Source organism: Rhodococcus sp. P4_B6 (genome assembly GCF_056402215.1).
This window is the reverse complement of sequence record NZ_JBFUHV010000106.1, coordinates 1-16,850: the sequence shown is the minus strand read 5'-3', so window position 1 is coordinate 16,850 and position 16,850 is coordinate 1. Positions and strand designations below refer to the sequence as shown.

Below are 16,850 nucleotides of genomic sequence, written 5' to 3'. Positions count from 1 at the left end.
GTCACCTCAGCCGATCGTGAAGGGGTCGCGGGTGGCGCCGGTCAGTTCGACCCAGACCGCCTTGGTTTCGGTGTATTCGAGGACCGCCTCGGGCCCGTTTTCTCGGCCCCATCCGCTGCTCTTGAAACCGCCGAACGGTACGCCCGGTCCGACCACGCGGTAGGCGTTGATCCACACGGTGCCGGCGGTGACCGCGGCTGCGACGCGGTGTGCGCGCTGCAGGTCACGGGTCCACACTCCGGCGGCCAGGCCGTACTGGGTGCCGTTGGCCAATTCGAGTGCTTCGTCCTCGGTCGAGAAGCGTGTCACAGCGAGTACCGGGCCGAAGACCTCTTCCTGCGCGACGGGCATGTCCGGCCGGACGTCGGTGAGCACGGTGGGTTCGACGAACAGTCCGCCGCGGCTATGTGATTGGCCACCGCCGGTGGCGACGGTGGCGCCGTCGGCGACCGCCTTGTCGATCATTCCGAGTACCGAGGCGAGCTGCGTGTCGTTCGCCACCGGTCCCATCTCGGTGGCCGGATCCGTCGGGTCGCCCAGCACGATGGTCTGTGCGCGGCGCACGATCAGCTCGACCAGCTCGTCGTGGATGGATTCGTGGACCAGCAGGCGTGAGCCGGCCAGGCAGGTCTGCCCGGTGGCGGCGAATACTCCGGCGATGACACCGTTGGCGGCGGCTTCCAGATCCGCGTCGGGGAACACCAATTGGGCGGACWTGCCGCCGAGTTCGAGCAGCACCCGGGTCATGTTCTGGAGAGCCGCGCGGCCGACCTGGACCCCGACCGTGGTGGAACCGGTGAAGGCGATTTTGTCGATGCCGGGGTGGCCGGCGAGGGCCTTGCCGACCTCCGATCCGATGCCGGTCACGACGTTGAAGACACCCGCAGGGAAGCCCGCCTCGTCCATGCGCTCGGCGAATTCGAGGGTCGAGGCGGGGGTGTAGTCGGAGGGTTTGACGACGAGGGTGCAGCCGGCCGCGAGCGCGGGCGCGAGCTTCCACGCCAGCAGCATCAGGGGTGAGTTCCAGGGCAGGATGGCGCCGACGACACCGACCGGCTCGCGTCGGGTGTAGATGAAGAAGTTCGGGCGATCCGACGGCAGTGTGTCGCCGCCGAGTGTCTCGGCGATTCCGGCGTAGTACCGGTACCACTGGGGCAGATAGGCCATCTGGGCGGCCATTTCGCGTAACAGTTTGCCGTTGTCCGTGGTCTCGATAGCGCCGAGTGCGGCGGCATCGCGCTCGAGTAGATCCGCGAGGGTGCGCATCAACCGTGCGCGCTCGGCGCCGGTGGTGGTCGACCACGGCCCGGTGGTCAGGGCGGCGCGGGCGGCGGTGACGGCGCGGTCGACGTCGGCGGCGCCGCCGTCGGGGGCCGTCGACCACGGCTCCTGGGTGTAGGGGTTGGTGGTGGCGTAGCGGGCTCCGGTCCCGGCGGGGACCCAGTGCCCGTCGATGTACATCTGGTATTCGGGCAGACCTGTGGTGTCGATCGTGCTCATCGGTTTTCTCCTGGGTCAGTCGGTCGGCAACGAGAGCGCCGCGGCGTCGACGAGTGTCGATCGCAGGATGGTTTCGATCTCGGCGAAGTGTGGGGGGCCGGCGATGAGCGGCGGCGCCAGTTGGACCACGAGGTCTCCGCGCATGTCCGCGCGGCAGATCAGTCCCCGCCGATAGAGTTCGGGGGCCAGGAACGCCAGCAGCGCTTTGCCCTCGGCCGGCGAGAAGCGTTGCCTCGTCGCGGGGTCTTTGACCAGTTCGATCGCCCAGAAGTAGCCCGCCCCGCGCACGTCACCGACCAGGGGAATGTCGCGCAGCGACTCGAGCATTCCGCGCAACACTGGTTCGTTGGCGCGCACGTTTTCGAGCATCTTCTCGCTCTCCATCAGCTCGATGTTCGCCAGCGCGACCGCCGAGGCGACCGGGTGCCCACCGAAGGTGACACCGTGGGCGAACACGTTGTTGTCGGTGAGGAACGGCTCGATGACGCGGTCGGAGGCGATGACCGCCCCCATCGGTGCATAGGCGGAGGTGAGGCCCTTGGCTGTGGTGATGATGTCGGGCACGTAGTCGAACCGTTGGGCGCCGAACCACTCGCCCAGTCGTCCGAAGGCGCAGATGACCTCGTCGGAGATCAGCAGGACGTCGTACTGGTCGCAGATCTGCCGCACGCGCTGGAAGTAGCCCTCCGGCGGGACGAAACAGCCTCCCGAATTCTGGACCGGTTCGAGGATCACCGCCGCGACGGTGTCCGGTCCCTCGAACTCGATTCTTTCCCGGATCGCCTCGGCGAGCGTATCGACCGCCTGCGGGTCCAGCCGGTAGACGTTGGTGTTTGTCACGTGGCTTCCGCCGATGGGCAGCGGCTCGAAAGGGGCCCTTGCCGGCGACAACGCGGTCGCCGCCAGTGCGCCCAAGGTGGTGCCGTGGTAGGCGGTGTTGCGGGAGATCACCTTGTACTTGCCGGCCTTGCCGCGAATCTTGTGGTACTGCCGGGCGAGCTTGAAGGCGGAGTCCACGGCTTCGCCGCCACCGCCGACGAAGAACACGCGGTTGAGATCCGCAGGCGCCAGGTCGGCGATCTTGGTCGCGAGCTCGATCGCGCGGGGATGAGCGAAGGACCACGTCGGGAAGAAGGCCAACTCGGTAGCCTGCTTGGCCGCAGCCTCGGCCAGCTCGGTGCGGCCGTGGCCGACGTTCACGCAGTAGAGCGAACTCAGGCCGTCGAGGTATCGGTTCCCGTGCTGGTCCCACACGTAGCAACCCTCTCCGCGGACGATGACCGGGACTTCGACCCCCTGCGCATACGCACCCATGTTGCTGAAATGCATCCACAGATGCCTGCTCGGGTCGGAATCGACGGTCTGCACGGGATTCGTACTCAACTCGACTACCTCCACTCTGACTCAGTCTCGGGGAATCTTGCCTTCTAACCTCTGACATTATAGGTTAGATATATGAATGTCAACGAAGGAGCGACCTCATGAAGCAGATACGCAGCCGGAACTTCATCGGCGGACAGTGGGTCGACCCCGCCGACGGCGCACGAGCGCCGATCACGAATCCGGCAACGGGCACGGTCCTCGGCGAGGTGGCAGCGAGTTCCCGCGTCGACGTCGACCACGCGGTCGAGGCCGCCGAAACCGGCTGGCAGACCTGGCGGGAGACGACCCCGCGGGAGCGCTCGGAGTACCTCTTCGCCCTCGCCGACGCGATGGCCGCACACAGGAGCGAGTTGGCCGATCTCGAATCGGCGAATGTAGGCAAGCCCATCCTGAATGCCCGCGGCGAGGTCGACGAGGCGATCGACGGCCTGCGCTTCTTCGCAGGTGCGATACGCAGCTCAGAAGGACTGGCGTCCAATGAATTCCGCCGGGGTGCCACCTCGATTGTGCGCCGGGAACCCGTCGGGGTGGTAGGCCTGATCACGGCGTGGAACTTCCCACTGATGGGTGCGATCTGGAAGACCGGTGCCGCACTCGCCGCGGGTAACGTGTGCGTGCTCAAACCCGCCGAGCAGACCCCGTTGACGGCACTGGCCCTCGCCGACCTGGCGGCCCCGATCCTGCCGCCCGGAGTCCTCAACGTCATTACCGGACAGGGCGATCCGGTCGGCTCCGCGCTCTCCCAGCATCCCAAGATTCGCATGGTGTCGGTCACCGGCGCCGTCGCCACCGGAAAGGCGGTGGCCGCCGCGGCGGCCCACACCCTCAAAAGGGTGCATCTCGAGTTGGGGGGGAACTGTCCCGCCATCGTGTTCGGTGACGCCGATCTCGATGCGGTGGTCGCCGGCATTCGTCATGCCGCCACGGTCAATTCCGGCCAGGTCTGCCTGTCCGCGTCGCGGCTTCTGGTGGCGAAGTCCTGCTACGACGATTTTCTCGATCGCCTCGTGCCCGCGTTCGAGTCGGTCCAAGTTGGCGCACCCGAGGAGGGCGAGCACATCGAGATGGGGCCGCTCGCCTATCGCGGGCACCGCGACCGGGTTGTCGACTACATCCACAGCGCCCAGAACGCGAAGATCCTGACCGGGCACCTCGACCCGGACACCGACAGCAATTTCGTTACCCCGACAGTGATCACCGGCGTCGAGCAGGGTGACACGATCGTGCAGGAGGAGATCTTCGGGCCGGTCGTGACCGTGCAACCGTTCGACACCGACGCCCAGGCGGTCGAATGGGCGAACGGCACCCCCTTCGGGCTGGCCGCGTCCCTGTGGACCCGCGACCTGAACCGGGCGATGAACACCGCCCCGCGCCTCGAGTTCGGCACCGTCTGGATGAACGACCACCTGTCGATGCTTCCCGAGATGCCGCACGGCGGGCTCAAGGACTCCGGCTACGGCATCGAAGGCTCGAGCTACGGCATCGACGAGTTCACCCAGGTCAAACACCTGTGGATCAAGCACGGTTGAGCCCTGAGACCCGATGTCCCGGCGCAGCACTCGCGGCGCCGGAACATTCGTACAGACCGGTCTCGATGCCGAATGCACGGGCACTCGGGGCTTGCGAAACAGGAAACAAAAGCCTAACATCTAATGTCAGATGTTAAATTAACCACCCAGGGTTCGACCCTGGGTTCCCGTGCCGCACGCACCATCGACCGAATCCTCTTGATGGGGTGCGGCGCAGCACACTATCTTTGAGACCCGGAGGCCAAAGTATGCCCACCCCCCGCGAACACACGACCCCACTCGAGCTGGCGCTCAGCGATCCCGCCCGCGAATCCGAACTGGATCGGTGTCGGCAGCTGTTCGACGAACGCGGTGTCACGCACGTGCATTGCCAGTACGTGAGTGTGCAGGGCCGCGTCCTCGGAAAGGTGATGCCGGCCAAATACTTCCTCGACACTGCGGCCCGCAAGGGCGTGCCGTTCGGCTACGCCGCCGCCGGCGGCCTGCAGGCGAGCCTGGCCGGTGAGCTGCTCGGACCAGGTGGTATCAGCACCCGGGAGGGCTTGCTGGTGCCCGACCTGGGCACGGCGCAGATCCTGCCGTGGGACCGGAGCGTGGCACGAGTGTTCTGCGACCACTACCGCTCGCTGCGTGAGGAGGTCGGGCCTGGAGAGCCGGAGGAGGCCGACGCTCGCGGCAACCTCAAGCGCGTCATCGCCGCCTTCCGGGAAGAGACGGGGCTCGAACTCCGGACCGGGTGCGAACCGGAGATGAGCTGGTTCAGCGGTCCGGACGCCATCGACCGCTCCGCCTCCTTCTTCCCCGAGTGGGTGGGCCCGTCCTACCACCTCGAGCACATCGCGGAAATGATGCCGATCCTCAAGCGCATCACGCAGTACGCTCAGGAACTGGGCTTCGAGATGATCCAGTCCGACTACGAAGACCCTGGTCAGCTCGAGTGCAATTTCCTCTACGACAACGCCCTCGCGACGGCCGACCGACTGATCACCTACCGGCAAATCTGCATGGCGGTGGCCAAGGAGTTCGGTGTTCTGGCCACCTTCATGCCCAAGCCGGTCCCCGGAATCATGGCCAACGGCTGCCACCACCATGCGAGCCTGTGGCGGGGCGAGGAAAACGTGTTCGCGGACGACGACGATCTCACCGAACTGGGACGCCACGCGCTCGGCGGCCTGCTCGAGCACACCCGCGGAATGACCGCGGTGTTCGCGTCGACGACCAACTCCTATGCCCGCTTCTGGGACGTTGGACTGTTCGCCCCGGCGGTCACCAACTGGGGATACGACAACCGCACGACCAACTATCGCGTGCTGCCCGGACGCGTCGAAGTCCGGTCCCCCGACGCAGCCGTCAATCCCTATCTGTCCCACGCCGCGCTGATCGGCGCGATGGCCGATGGCATCCGTCGCAACGTCGACCCCGGCAAACCCGAACTCGGCAACGCCTACGCACCCTCCGGCGACGATGCTCCCTCAACCTTCGCGCCGCCGCCGCTGACGTTGTCCGAAGCCCTCGACGCCCTCGAGGAAGACAAGGCGGTCCGCTCCGTTCTGCCCGGGTCGCTCTACGACACCTTCACCTCTTGCAAGCGTGACGAATGCAACCGGCGCTCGGGCGCGATCACCGACTGGGACTTCAACACCTACCTGCGTTACACCCCGTAACTCATCATGTCGGACCCCGCCCCAGGGCGGGGTCCGATCCTCCATGCCGGTATCACCTTCAGAAGGATCCTTACCGTGAGCGATCTCGAACTCATTCAATCCGGAACTCTCGTCCTGTGCTCGACGGACATCGCCGCTCCCCCAATGACATCGGTCGTCGATGGCGTGCGAGTCGGCTACGAACCCGACCTCGGCCGTGCGCTGGCCGACTACCTGGGCCTCGACCTGCAGTGGGTCGACGTACGTCGGTGGTCCGATTTCGTGCCGACCCTGACCGAACGGCGGTGCGATGCAATCTTGTGTAACCAGGCCATCACTGCCGACYGCGAGAAGATTGTCGACTTCACCATCCCCTACGGACGGTTCGACGAGGGAGTGGTCGTCCGGAGCGACAGCCCCGTCTGCTCGGCCGCCGACCTCGTCGGCCGCAAGGTCGGAGCCATCACGGGCACCACCAACATTGCACTGGCAGCATCATTCGCCGGCGCCGAGGTCGTCCAATTCGGTTCCGGTGACGATGCATTCCACGAAATGGCCGACGCCGCCATCGACGGCACCATCGATGCGTTCGTCGACGACGAAATCGTCCTACCGGCACTCGAAGCCACCGGCAAGCTGCGGGTCGCATTCATCGCACCCACAGGAAACCCGTACGGCATTGCGGTGCGCAAGGATTCAGATGCTTTGCGCAACAGTCTGAACGGGGCGATCCAGCATCTGATCGCAGACGGCACGCTCGCCGAAATCTGGAACAACACCTTCCCCAACAAAGCATTCCCCTTGTGAAGCTGCCGTCGCCCTCCCGGCACGGTATCAACCGCCCGTGAAGGCGGGCGGCGGACGCCGACATCTGCACCGGGGCGGCGGCCGCCGCCCCGACCGGCCACAAGCTGACCGCCGCCCGACTGTAGCGACCGGCGCCGGCCGATCCCGCGCACTTCGAATGAACACACTCCCGAGACAGCTGGTTTCCCATGCCTGAACCGCCCACCAAGACCCGCAACTTCCGTCCCGACCCCAAATCCAGCAGAAGCCATCTCGCCGACACAACCGCCGCCGACGACGAGCACCCCGCAGCGTACCGACTCCCCCGCAGACAACGTCTGCGCGACAAACTCCGCACGGAAAAACACTCCCGCATACCGCGAGAGGCCGACCAGCTGATTCGCCTTGCATTGACCTGGCTCCCGTACGGAGGCCCGCCGGCGGATGAAATCATGGTTCAGTTCGGGATGACCGCAGCCCGCTTCTCCGAAGCCCTCCGACAGGCGACATACCTGTCAGACTGCGATCCCAGTATCGCCTGCCGAATACACACTGCCTACTTCGCACGCCCAACGATCCGATAAGCACATGCCACGCAACGCAGCAAGCAAGGACCCTGCCACCCCCGTGCGTGAGTCTCAGACGAGTCGCTACGGCGGGCGCTGCGGTGACCGTAGTAGACGCGATCTCGACATCTAACAATGGTATCCCACATCCTAATTCGACATCATCCACATGTCACCGATCATCTCGAGCCGGTTTCGAGAGATGATCCTCGATCGATGCCGGCCTGGCACCGAATGAGATGCGCTTCCGCCGGCGACTGGGATGGAGCGAACTGGGCTGAGCCGCCTCTTGCTCGACCGACTGACGCAAGTATCTTCCAAGTCACGTCAGGAAGGTGCATCTGATGCGCAACGTCGGCGTGACGGCCTCTTGGCGAAGCGTGGCCCGTATCGACGGTAGCGGCAGCAGGCTCGAGCGCGCGCCTCTCATCCAATTTTGGCCCGGGATCGGATTCGGACCCCTATTTCTGCGCATTCGACGCTGTGATGCCCGTTTCGAGCGGATCTTCGGTCGGTGTGCCCGATGTTCGGCGCTGTGGGGCGGTGAATCTGGCGAACCCGTGCCTGATAACCGGTCATTTTCGGTGGGTGGTCGAGGTCGGCTACCGGGATCCGTGCATTCCGGCGGCGGGGCGGAGCAGTCATCTGCCCGGTCCCGTGGCGGCCAGAGATGCTGCGTAGCGCGTGGCGGAGTGGGTGCTGCGCCGCCRCCGTCGAGGTCGGCGTTCGGGTTCGGGTTCGTCGAGGAACCGACCCCAGGAATCGAGAACCTCCCGCCGGGTGACCCAGTCGTGAAGATTGAGGATGTTCAGCCAGTATCCGCGGTGAGGCGGTTGCGTTTGAGGTCGGCGAACAGGCTCTCGATCCCGACCCTGCGGTGATACGACGCCTCCCATACGAGGGTGCCGCGCTGGAACGGCATCCGCAGGTCCGGGTAGTCCGCGTCGGACAATGTGATGGTGCACCCGCAGCCGCACGGGGTGCCCGGTGTGCGGGATGTCGTCGGCATGCTGTGCGAGTCGCGCACGCACGCCGACGTCCATCGTGGTGTCGCTACTCCCGGGGCCGGGGTGTGTGCCGCGAGCGCTGGAGCGGTGCAGGTCGTAGATGGTGGTGTAGCCGAGCTCCCAGACGGGCAGGGCGAACGTGTCGTTGGTGACGTAGTTGTAGGCGCGGTCGGCGATGAGATGGCGCGGCTTGCCGATGGTGTCGCCGAGCGCCTGAACGGCGAGCAGGCCACTGATGCCCTTGTGTGCCCAACGTGGTGACGATCGTTCTGAAATGACGCAGACGCGCTTTTCACGGTCACACAGCACAACTCATCACTGACGCGGAGATGGTCACGTCAGCGTCGAATCTTCGCAGGATCAAGTGTGGGCACTTCTGTAACGGGAGATAAGCGGGACATAAATAGGTTGCGCAAACCTGGGCCATCGGCCGCTTGCCACGGTAGGTTTTCGGGCAACAACCATTCTTCCCATCCCAGTCAGCGAATCCCGAACCGAGTCATTCGCGGAACCCGACGAGTGCCCGGTGTCGATGACCCTGGGTTTGGTCGCCGTGTCTCGCAGTCACGCGCCCGGAGCGGGATATCTCGCAATGGGCCCGTCAGTCGCGATCTCGCCCTAGTTGAGGAGCCACATGCTCTCTTGCACAGCTAAATCCGGACTCGTCACCGGCGCTTCCGGTGGTCTCGGCCGGGCAACAGTGCTGGCGCTGGCCGCCCACGGCGCCAATGTCATCGCCCTGAGCCGCAACGCCGACACCTTGCAGGAAACCGCGCGAATGGCCCGGGGTCTGCAAGGGACCGTCGTCGCCTTACAGGCCGATGTCACGGACGAACCGAGCGTGGTCGACGCCCTCACACAGGTCGAGACCAGCTTCGGAACGCTCGACTTCGTGGTCAACAATGCCGGACGTCAGATCGAACGGAACTTTCTGGAGACCACAAACGAGGACTGGGACGCCATCGATCTGACGAACGTGCGCGGCCCCTTCTGGGTGTGCAAACATGCCGCAGCCGCGATGCTGCGACACGGACGCGGAGGAAGCATCGTCAACATCGCCTCCGTCCTGTCGGTGAGCGCAGACCCGATGCTGACCGCATATACCGCCAGCAAGCATGCGGTTCTCGGACTCACTCGCAGTATCGCCGTCACGCGCCAACTGGCGCGCGCCGGAATCCGCGCCAACGCAGTGCTTCCCGGTGACATGAACACCCCGATGGTCCAGCAGTACTTTGCTGCCCATGCCGACCCTGAGCTGGCACGGCAGGAAATTGCCTCYGCCTATCCAGTGGAGCGGATCGCCGAACCCGCGGAAGTCGCCAATGTGGTGCGGTTCCTCGTCTCGGACGACGCGTCGTTCGTCAACGGTGCGGCCATCGTCGTCGACGGCGGACTCGGCGCGGCGCTGTACACGAACTGACCCCGCGGCATATAGGGAGCTGTTCTACCGTGGAGCTGTTTCTACGTTTGTGAGTGCGGATCCCGCTCCGGCCCCGTCAAGAGGTGGGCTTGCTGTAGTCGGCGGTGTGCCAGGTAATCGGGCTCATTCGGAGCAGTACGGCCTTGTCGTTGTACGACTCTGCAAGGTAGGCCTCGGCCTCGTCGGGCCCGAGATACCGGTGCGCGATCGGGCGGACATCCTCGCGTGTCGTTGCGTCGACGATCGTGGCCGGTCCCTCGGCGCTGACGTATCGATACGGCGGCTTTTCGTCCTGGACGACCAGGCTGAGGCGACCGCTTGCGCGGACCAGTCGTTCCTTGACGGTTCCGCGTTCTGTCCACACCAGGAGGTCCCCCGACTCGTCGAGTCGGTACCAGACTGGCACCGCCAGGGTCGCCGCGCCGTCTCGGGCGACAGCAATCACCGCCACGTGCTTCTCGCTGAGGAACCGACGCCGTTCCTCGGCATCCATCCAAAGTTAGACATCGCTCTCCCATTCCATTAAAGGATAGTTTCATTTACCTTACACATATGATGGTGGAACAACCGCAGCGCATGGGCACCTCACTGCTCCCCGTTGTCGCGATGGTGTTCGGCATGCTGTCCGTCGTGACGTTCTGGATGCCGGGAGTCGGCGTCGTCCTGGGGGTCGGTGGACTCGCCGCCGGCCTTCTGGGCACCGCAGCCCACTCCGCAAATGATGACGAGTCCGCGTCGCTGTGGGCCCTCCTCGGCATCCTCGTCGCAACCCTCGGTCTCACCACCAGCGCGATCGCGGTGCTGGCGGGGGCGTCACCCCCGTAGCGGGACCGCAACCGATCCACATCTTCAGCGGACACAATGACTGGCCATATTTGGCAGATGTCTTACCATGTAATGGAGCGGGCACGGCAACGCACGAGGAGGCAATGGTGAGGGACTTCAGGCCGGTACGGAGCCGAAGCGCGGGCGGTGACGTCATGCACCAGATCATCGACCGCATCAAGTCCGGTGAGCTGCGCGAAGGCGATGTCCTCCCCGGGGAGCGGGTGCTCGCCGCACAGATGGACGTCTCGCGTCCGACGGTCAGCAGCGCGATCTCCAAGCTCGTCGAGGCGGGCATCCTCCGCAGCCGCCCGGGCCGGCACGGCAACCCCGAGGTGATCTCGATCTGGATTCCCGAGGGCCTCGAGAATTTGCCGGAGGCCAACCCTCTCCAGGCGGACGAGATCTTCCGCATCCTGGAGGCGCGCAAGACCCTCGAGCCGCGCGTGGCGCAACTGGCCGCCGTGCGCGCTACGGACGAGCACTACCAGCTGATGCAGCACTCGATTGATCTACTGCGCGCCCACAAGGACAACCTCAGCCGGGCAGCTCAGGCCGAACTGCTGTTCCACCGGACCATCTGGCGCGCCGCGGGCAACCCGTCCCTCGAGGCGATGATGAAGGGACTCGAAAAGGAGCTCGCCCCCGTCCACGACATGATGCTGCGCACCCCGGAAGACTACGAATGCGGGGTGGAGTTGCACGAAGCGACGCTGGCAGCGCTCAAGCGGGGCGACCCAGTGGAGATCGAGCAGGAGATGTACCGGCATCTCGGCCATTTCGAGAGCATCGTCGCGGACGTCCTCCAGCGCACCCCGCACCGGCAGCTGCCGGCCTTCCTCACCGCCGGCGTCCACTGACCCACTCCCCCTTTTTCCCTTTCCTGAGGCGGATGATCTGACGATCATCCGCCTCAGTTGCATCTATCTTGCCAAAAATGGCCAAGTTAATTATCCTCTTAGGTGTGATCGGCGTCTCGGCGCCGCGTGAGTGAACTGACGAGCGAATGCGCGACCTGCGGTTGCCGCTCCGGTACGACCCAAGGCCCGCGTGGCCGGGAGGAGATATCCCGATGACAATCGGCGATGGGACACCTACACCTTCGGATCGGGCGGATGTCCTGATCATCGGCGCCGGCCCATCCGGCGGTGTCGTGGCCGAGCACATGGCCCGGCACGGGTTCACGGTGGTCTGCCTGGAGCAGGGCCGCTGGGTCAATAGCGGCGAGTTTCCTGCCGTCAAGCCGGAATGGGAGTTGCTGGCGCAGAAGCAGTGGTACCCCGAACCGAACGTGCGCGGCAACGCCGAGGACTATCCGACGAACGTGTCCGAGTCGGACGTCTCTCCGGTGATGTTCGCGGGCGTCGGTGGCAGCACGCTGATCTACAGCGCGCACTGGATGCGCCTGCTGCCCTCCGACTTTCGGGTCAAGACCCTCAACGGTGTCGCCGACGACTGGCCGATCACCTACGAGGACCTCGCCCCGTACTACGACCGGATGGACGCCGCCGTCGGCCTCGCCGGACTCGAGGGCGACCCGATGTACCCCGACGGGATGGTGCCGCCGCTGCCGCCGCATCCGATCGGCAAGATCGGGCGGATCGCGGCTCGCGGGATGAACAAGCTGGGCTGGCACTGGTGGCCCTCCCCCAACGCGATTGCCTCCCAGAAGCATGGTGAGTTCGCGCGCTGCGCCCGGTGGGGCACCTGTGAGACCGGTTGTCCGGAGGGGGCGAAGTCGTCCTTCGATCTCACCCACTGGCCGACCGCCATCCGGCACGGCGCCCGGCTGATCACCGGCGCCCGGGTCTCCACCATCACCGTCGACGCCGAGGGGCGCGCGGACGGCGCCGTCTACGTCGACGCCGCCGGCCGCGAACACCGGCAGAAGGCCCGACTTGTCGTCGTCGCCGCGAACGGTATCGGCACCCCACGACTGTTGCTGCTCTCCGCGCACGGCGGCGCCCCGAACGGGCTGGCGAACTCGTCCGGTCTAGTCGGCAAGCGGCTGATGCTGCATCCCAACGCAGAGGTCACCGGCATCTATGACGAGCCGCTCGACAGCTGGCTGGGACCGGCCGGGCAGGCCATTCACTCGCTCGAGTTCTACGAGACCGACGCATCCCGCGGCTTCGTCGGCGGCGCGAAGTGGCAGGTCATGCCCATCGGCGGGCCGCTGCGCGCACTGTCGCTGCACGACCGGCGTCCGTTCGCCGAGAAATGGGGGCCGGCGGTGCACGACCGTATGGACGAAACGCTCGGCCGGGGCCTGCAGTGGGGCATCAACTCGCAGGACATGCCGGAGGAGAGCAACCACGTCGATCTCGACCCAACGCTCACCGACTCGAACGGCATCCCGGCTCCCCGTGTGCGCTACCGGTTGTCGGAGAACACCAAGAAGCTTCTGCAGTTCAATCTCGAACGCGCCGTCGAGGCGCATGAGGCCGCCGGAGCGGTCCGCACGGTGGCGACCGACCTGTGGCCGGAGCAGCCCGGACATCTGCTGGGCACGGCCACGATGGGCACCGATCCCGCCACGTCGGTGGTCAACGAGTGGAACATCGCGCACGACGTGCCGAACCTGGCGATCGTCGACGGCAGCGTGATGCCCACCTCGGGTGCGGTCAACCCGACCGCGACCATCACGGCACTAGCGCTGCGTGCCGCCGAACACCTCACGAACAACGCACGCTGGCAGGAGATTTCCGAATGACACACCTGAGCGAGCAGGAACGGCAGACGCTCTGGCGCGTCGCCGACGTCCTCATCCCCGCCACGGCGACCCGGCCCGGCCTCCGCGACGCCGACCCCGACGGGATCTGGCTCGAGCGGGCCCTGACCGCACGCGCGGACCTGGTCGGTGCGCTGCAGACGGAGCTGACACAACTGGAGACGGTCCCCGACCTCGAACCGGCAGTCATCGACCTGCACGAGAGCGACCGGGCGCGGTTCGAGGTGCTGGCGACCGCGGTCAGTGGCGCCTACTACCTCGTGCCCGCGGTCCGAGAGCTGATCGGCTACCCCGGTCAGCACCGCAACCCGCCGCGCCTGGAGGACGCCGCCGAGGAACTCTCCGACGAGGTCTTCGAGGCAGCGATGAACTACCCCGGCTCCTACCGACCGACACCTCGATAGCCCCGTCACCCCAGACCTGCCTGAAAAGAAAAGGACCTCACCCATGACCCTCTCCACGATCGGATCCGATCAGCGTTCGGTGCTGCGCACGCTCGCCGGACGAGTGACCGGCAACTTCATCGACGGTCGCTGGACCCCGTCGAGCTCGCCCGACACCATCACGGTGCTCGACCCGTCCACCGGCCGCGAAATCGGCACGGTCCCGGCCTCGTCCGCTGCCGACATCGACGCTGCGGTGGCCGCCGCCCGCACCGCGCAGCCCGGGTGGGCGGCCCTCACCCCCGCGGCCCGCTCGAAGTTCCTGCTCGACATCGCCACCCTGACCGAGGAACTGCTCGAGGAAATCTCGATCATCGAGGCAGTCGATGCAGGCAAGCCGATCACCGCGGTCCGGGACGAGGAACTGCCCGGGGTGATCGACGCGATGCGGTTCTTCGCAGGCGCCGCCCGCACCCTGCCGGCCCCCTCCAGTGGTGACTACCTCGAGGGTGTCTCCTCGATCATGCGCCGCGAACCGGTCGGCGTCGCCGCCGGCATCACACCGTGGAACTACCCGCTGCTGCAGGCGGTCGCCAAGGTGTTCCCGGCCCTCGCCACCGGCAACACGTACGTCCTCAAGCCCGCCGAGACCACTCCGTACTCGACCGCGTGGCTCGCCGAGATCGTCGCCCGCGTTCTCCCGGACGGGGTGTTCAACGTGGTCTTCGGCACCGGCGCCGTCGCCGGTGACGCCCTCGCCCGGCACCCGAAGGTCGACGTGGTCTCGTTCACCGGTTCCATCGAGACGGGCCGCAAGGTCGGAATCGCGGCCGCCGACGGCGTCAAGAAGGCCATCATGGAGCTCGGCGGCAACTCCCCGGTCATCGTGTTCGGCGACGCCGACCTCGAATCCGCGCTCGACGCGATCGCGATCGGCGGGCTGTACAACACCGGCCAGGAGTGCATGTCCGCAAGCCGGGTCATCGTGCACGCGTCCCTGCTGGATGCATTCGTCGACGGACTGAAGGCGCGGTGCAGCCGCGAAAAGCTCGGCGACGTCCTCGACCCCACCACCACCATCGGGCCCCTGAACTCCGCCCAGCAGCGCGACCGGGTACTCGCCAAGATCGAGGCCCGCACCTCCGGCGCCCGCGTGGTCGCGGGCGGCGAGAACTGCGAGGGTGACGGGTTCTTCTTCCCCCCGACGATCGTCGTCGGAGTCGCCGATGACGAAGAACTGGTCCAGGAGGAAATCTTCGGCCCGGTGTTCACCGTGCAGACCTTCGAGACCGAAGAGCAGGCGATCGCGCTGGCCAACGGCACCCGGTACGGACTGGCGTCGTCGGTGTTCACCAGCAACGTCGGCACCGCCACCCGCGTCCAGAACGCCCTGAACTTCGGCACCGTGTGGGTCAACAACCACCTGGTCTTCGCCGCGGACCTGCCCGTCAGCGGATTCGGGGCCTCGGGCATCGGCACCGAGAACGCCGAGGCCGGACTGCTCGAGTACACCCGCCTCAAGCACGTCATGGTGGACAACCGCTGACCGGCCCACCGCGACCCCGACCCCACCCCTCCCCTGTCCGGAAGAACGAAGGAATCACTGTGGCGCAACATATCTGGGACCGCCCCGCGCAGTACATCGGTGGCCGCTACCGTGACGGCAAGTCCGCCGACACGTTCGACGTACTCGACCCGTCCACCGGTCGGACCGTCGTCACCGGCCCCCTCGCGTCGACCGAGGACGTCGACGACGCCGTCACCGCCGCCGCCGGCGCCCTACCGGACTGGGCCGGCGCCACCCCGGCCCACCGCTCCGAGGTGATGACCCGGTGGGCCCGCGAACTCGAGACGATCGCCGATCAGCTCGCGACCGTCGAGTCGGCGCAGGCCGGTAAACCGATCAAGCTGACCACCGAGTTCGACGTGCCGGGCAGCATCGACAACGTCACCTTCTTCGCCGGCGCGGCACGCAACCTCGAGGGCAAAGCCTCGGGCGAGTACTCGGGCGATCACACCTCGAGCATCCGCCGCGAACCGATCGGCGTCGTCGGATCGATCGCCCCGTGGAACTACCCGCTGCAGATGGCCGCGTGGAAGATCCTGCCCGCGGTGGCCGCCGGAAACACCATCGTCCTCAAACCCGCCGAGATCACCCCGCTGACCTCGTTGCTGTTCGCCGAGGCCGCCACCCGCGCCGGGATTCCGGACGGCGTGATCAACGTGATCACCGGCAAGGGCACCACCGCCGGCAGCGCCCTGGTGACCCACCGCAATGTCAGCATGGTCTCGTTCACCGGCTCCACCCCGGTCGGACACAGCATCGCCGCCGCCGCGGCCGGCAAGCGACTGCACCTGGAACTGGGCGGCAAGGCCCCGTTCGTCGTCTTCGACGACGCCGACCTCGAGGCCGCCATTCAGGGGGCGGTGGCCGCGTCGCTGATCAACACCGGCCAGGACTGCACCGCCGCGACCCGCGCGTACGTGCAGCGTCCGCTGTTCGACCGGTTCGTCGACGGTGTCGCTGCCGTGATGGACACCGTCCGRCTGGGGCCGACCTCCGATCCGGCCACCGATCAGGGGCCGCTGGTCTCGCGCCGCCAGCAGGAGCACGTCGCAGGGTTTGTCGACCGCGCCCGCGCCGGCGGTGCCACGATCGTACGGGGCGGAACAATCCCGGGTGGCGACCTCGCCGACGGCTTCTACTACGAGCCCACCCTGGTCGTCGGCGCCGCGCAGGACAGCGAGATCGTGCAGCAGGAGATCTTCGGCCCGGTCCTGGTCGTGCTCCCCTTCGATCACGACGACGAGGGCATCGCGCTGGCCAACGACACCCCGTTCGGTCTGGCCGCGTCGGCGTGGACCCGGGACCTGTACCGGGCGCAACGCGCCACCCGCGATATCGCCGCCGGGTGCGTGTGGGTCAACGACCACATCCCGATCATCAGCGAGATGCCGCACGGCGGATACAAGCAGTCCGGCTACGGCAAGGACATGTCGACCTACTCGCTCGACGAGTACACCAACATCAAGCATGTGATGTCGGATATCACCGGCGTCGCCCGCAAGGACTGGCA

The 16,850-nt window shown here is 66.4% G+C and carries 14 protein-coding genes; 10 read left to right on the top strand and 4 right to left on the bottom strand.

All coding sequences use genetic code 11. The annotated features are described in order from the left end of the window. Window positions 1–6 precede the first annotated feature (6 nt). Entirely contained in the window at window positions 7–1,500 is a 1,494-nt protein-coding gene (locus AC1DWT_RS34000) for an aldehyde dehydrogenase (RefSeq protein ID WP_477924048.1), read from the bottom strand. Window positions 1,501–1,515: 15 nt separating this feature from the next. Further along, entirely contained in the window at window positions 1,516–2,898 is a 1,383-nt protein-coding gene (locus tag AC1DWT_RS33995; protein WP_206015490.1) for an aspartate aminotransferase family protein, read from the bottom strand. 83 nt (window positions 2,899–2,981) lie between these two features. On the opposite strand from AC1DWT_RS33995, the gene AC1DWT_RS33990 reads away from it, so the two are divergent. The 3 genes from AC1DWT_RS33990 (at window position 2,982) to AC1DWT_RS33980 (ending at window position 6,862) form a co-directional block, all read left to right on the top strand. Then, a complete protein-coding gene (locus AC1DWT_RS33990; protein ID WP_477924047.1) occupies window positions 2,982–4,412 on the top strand; it encodes an aldehyde dehydrogenase family protein in 1,431 nt (476 codons plus the stop codon). Window positions 4,413–4,660: 248 nt separating this feature from the next. After that, a complete protein-coding gene (locus AC1DWT_RS33985) occupies window positions 4,661–6,076 on the top strand; it encodes a glutamine synthetase family protein (RefSeq protein WP_072948739.1) in 1,416 nt (471 codons plus the stop codon). A gap of 75 nt (window positions 6,077–6,151) precedes the next feature. Then, entirely contained in the window at window positions 6,152–6,862 is a 711-nt protein-coding gene (locus AC1DWT_RS33980) for a substrate-binding periplasmic protein (RefSeq protein WP_477924045.1), read from the top strand. A 1,353-nt stretch (window positions 6,863–8,215) separates the two neighbouring features. Here AC1DWT_RS33980 and AC1DWT_RS33975 read toward each other — a convergent pair. Next, window positions 8,216–8,416 (bottom strand): hypothetical protein, encoded by a 201-nt coding sequence (locus AC1DWT_RS33975; RefSeq protein ID WP_143051384.1) that lies wholly within the window; start codon window positions 8,414–8,416, stop codon window positions 8,216–8,218. A gap of 632 nt (window positions 8,417–9,048) precedes the next feature. Here AC1DWT_RS33975 and AC1DWT_RS33970 point away from each other — a divergent pair. Then, window positions 9,049–9,834 carry an SDR family NAD(P)-dependent oxidoreductase gene (locus AC1DWT_RS33970; RefSeq protein ID WP_206015487.1) on the top strand — a complete coding sequence of 262 codons (786 nt, stop codon included), beginning with the start codon at window positions 9,049–9,051 and terminating at the stop codon, window positions 9,832–9,834. A 76-nt stretch (window positions 9,835–9,910) separates the two neighbouring features. Here AC1DWT_RS33970 and AC1DWT_RS33965 read toward each other — a convergent pair whose 3' ends face one another. Then, on the bottom strand, window positions 9,911–10,327 hold the full coding sequence (locus AC1DWT_RS33965; RefSeq protein ID WP_072948734.1) for a pyridoxamine 5'-phosphate oxidase family protein: 417 nt from the start codon (window positions 10,325–10,327) through the stop codon (window positions 9,911–9,913). Between the two features lie 59 nt (window positions 10,328–10,386). Here AC1DWT_RS33965 and AC1DWT_RS33960 point away from each other — a divergent pair, with 59 nt between their 5' ends. The 6 genes from AC1DWT_RS33960 to AC1DWT_RS33935 form a co-directional block, all read left to right on the top strand. Further along, the gene (locus AC1DWT_RS33960) at window positions 10,387–10,659 is read left to right on the top strand and encodes a hypothetical protein (RefSeq protein WP_083395535.1); all 273 of its coding nucleotides are present in this window, start codon (window positions 10,387–10,389) and stop codon (window positions 10,657–10,659) included. A gap of 155 nt (window positions 10,660–10,814) precedes the next feature. Next, window positions 10,815–11,519 carry a FadR/GntR family transcriptional regulator gene (locus AC1DWT_RS33955; protein WP_241031573.1) on the top strand — a complete coding sequence of 235 codons (705 nt, stop codon included), beginning with the start codon at window positions 10,815–10,817 and terminating at the stop codon, window positions 11,517–11,519. Between the two features lie 212 nt (window positions 11,520–11,731). After that, window positions 11,732–13,372: a GMC family oxidoreductase gene (locus AC1DWT_RS33950; protein WP_072948733.1), complete on the top strand. Its 1,641-nt coding sequence runs from the start codon at window positions 11,732–11,734 to the stop codon at window positions 13,370–13,372. Next, the gene (locus AC1DWT_RS33945) at window positions 13,369–13,794 is read left to right on the top strand and encodes a hypothetical protein (RefSeq protein WP_072948731.1); all 426 of its coding nucleotides are present in this window, start codon (window positions 13,369–13,371) and stop codon (window positions 13,792–13,794) included. Before AC1DWT_RS33950 ends, AC1DWT_RS33945 begins: the two co-directional genes overlap by 4 nt. A 43-nt stretch (window positions 13,795–13,837) precedes the next feature. Next, window positions 13,838–15,319: an aldehyde dehydrogenase family protein gene (locus AC1DWT_RS33940; RefSeq protein WP_083395536.1), complete on the top strand. Its 1,482-nt coding sequence runs from the start codon at window positions 13,838–13,840 to the stop codon at window positions 15,317–15,319. Between the two features lie 59 nt (window positions 15,320–15,378). Further along, a partial coding sequence (locus AC1DWT_RS33935) for a gamma-aminobutyraldehyde dehydrogenase (RefSeq protein ID WP_477924040.1) occupies window positions 15,379–16,850 on the top strand: 1,472 nt, incomplete at its 3' end.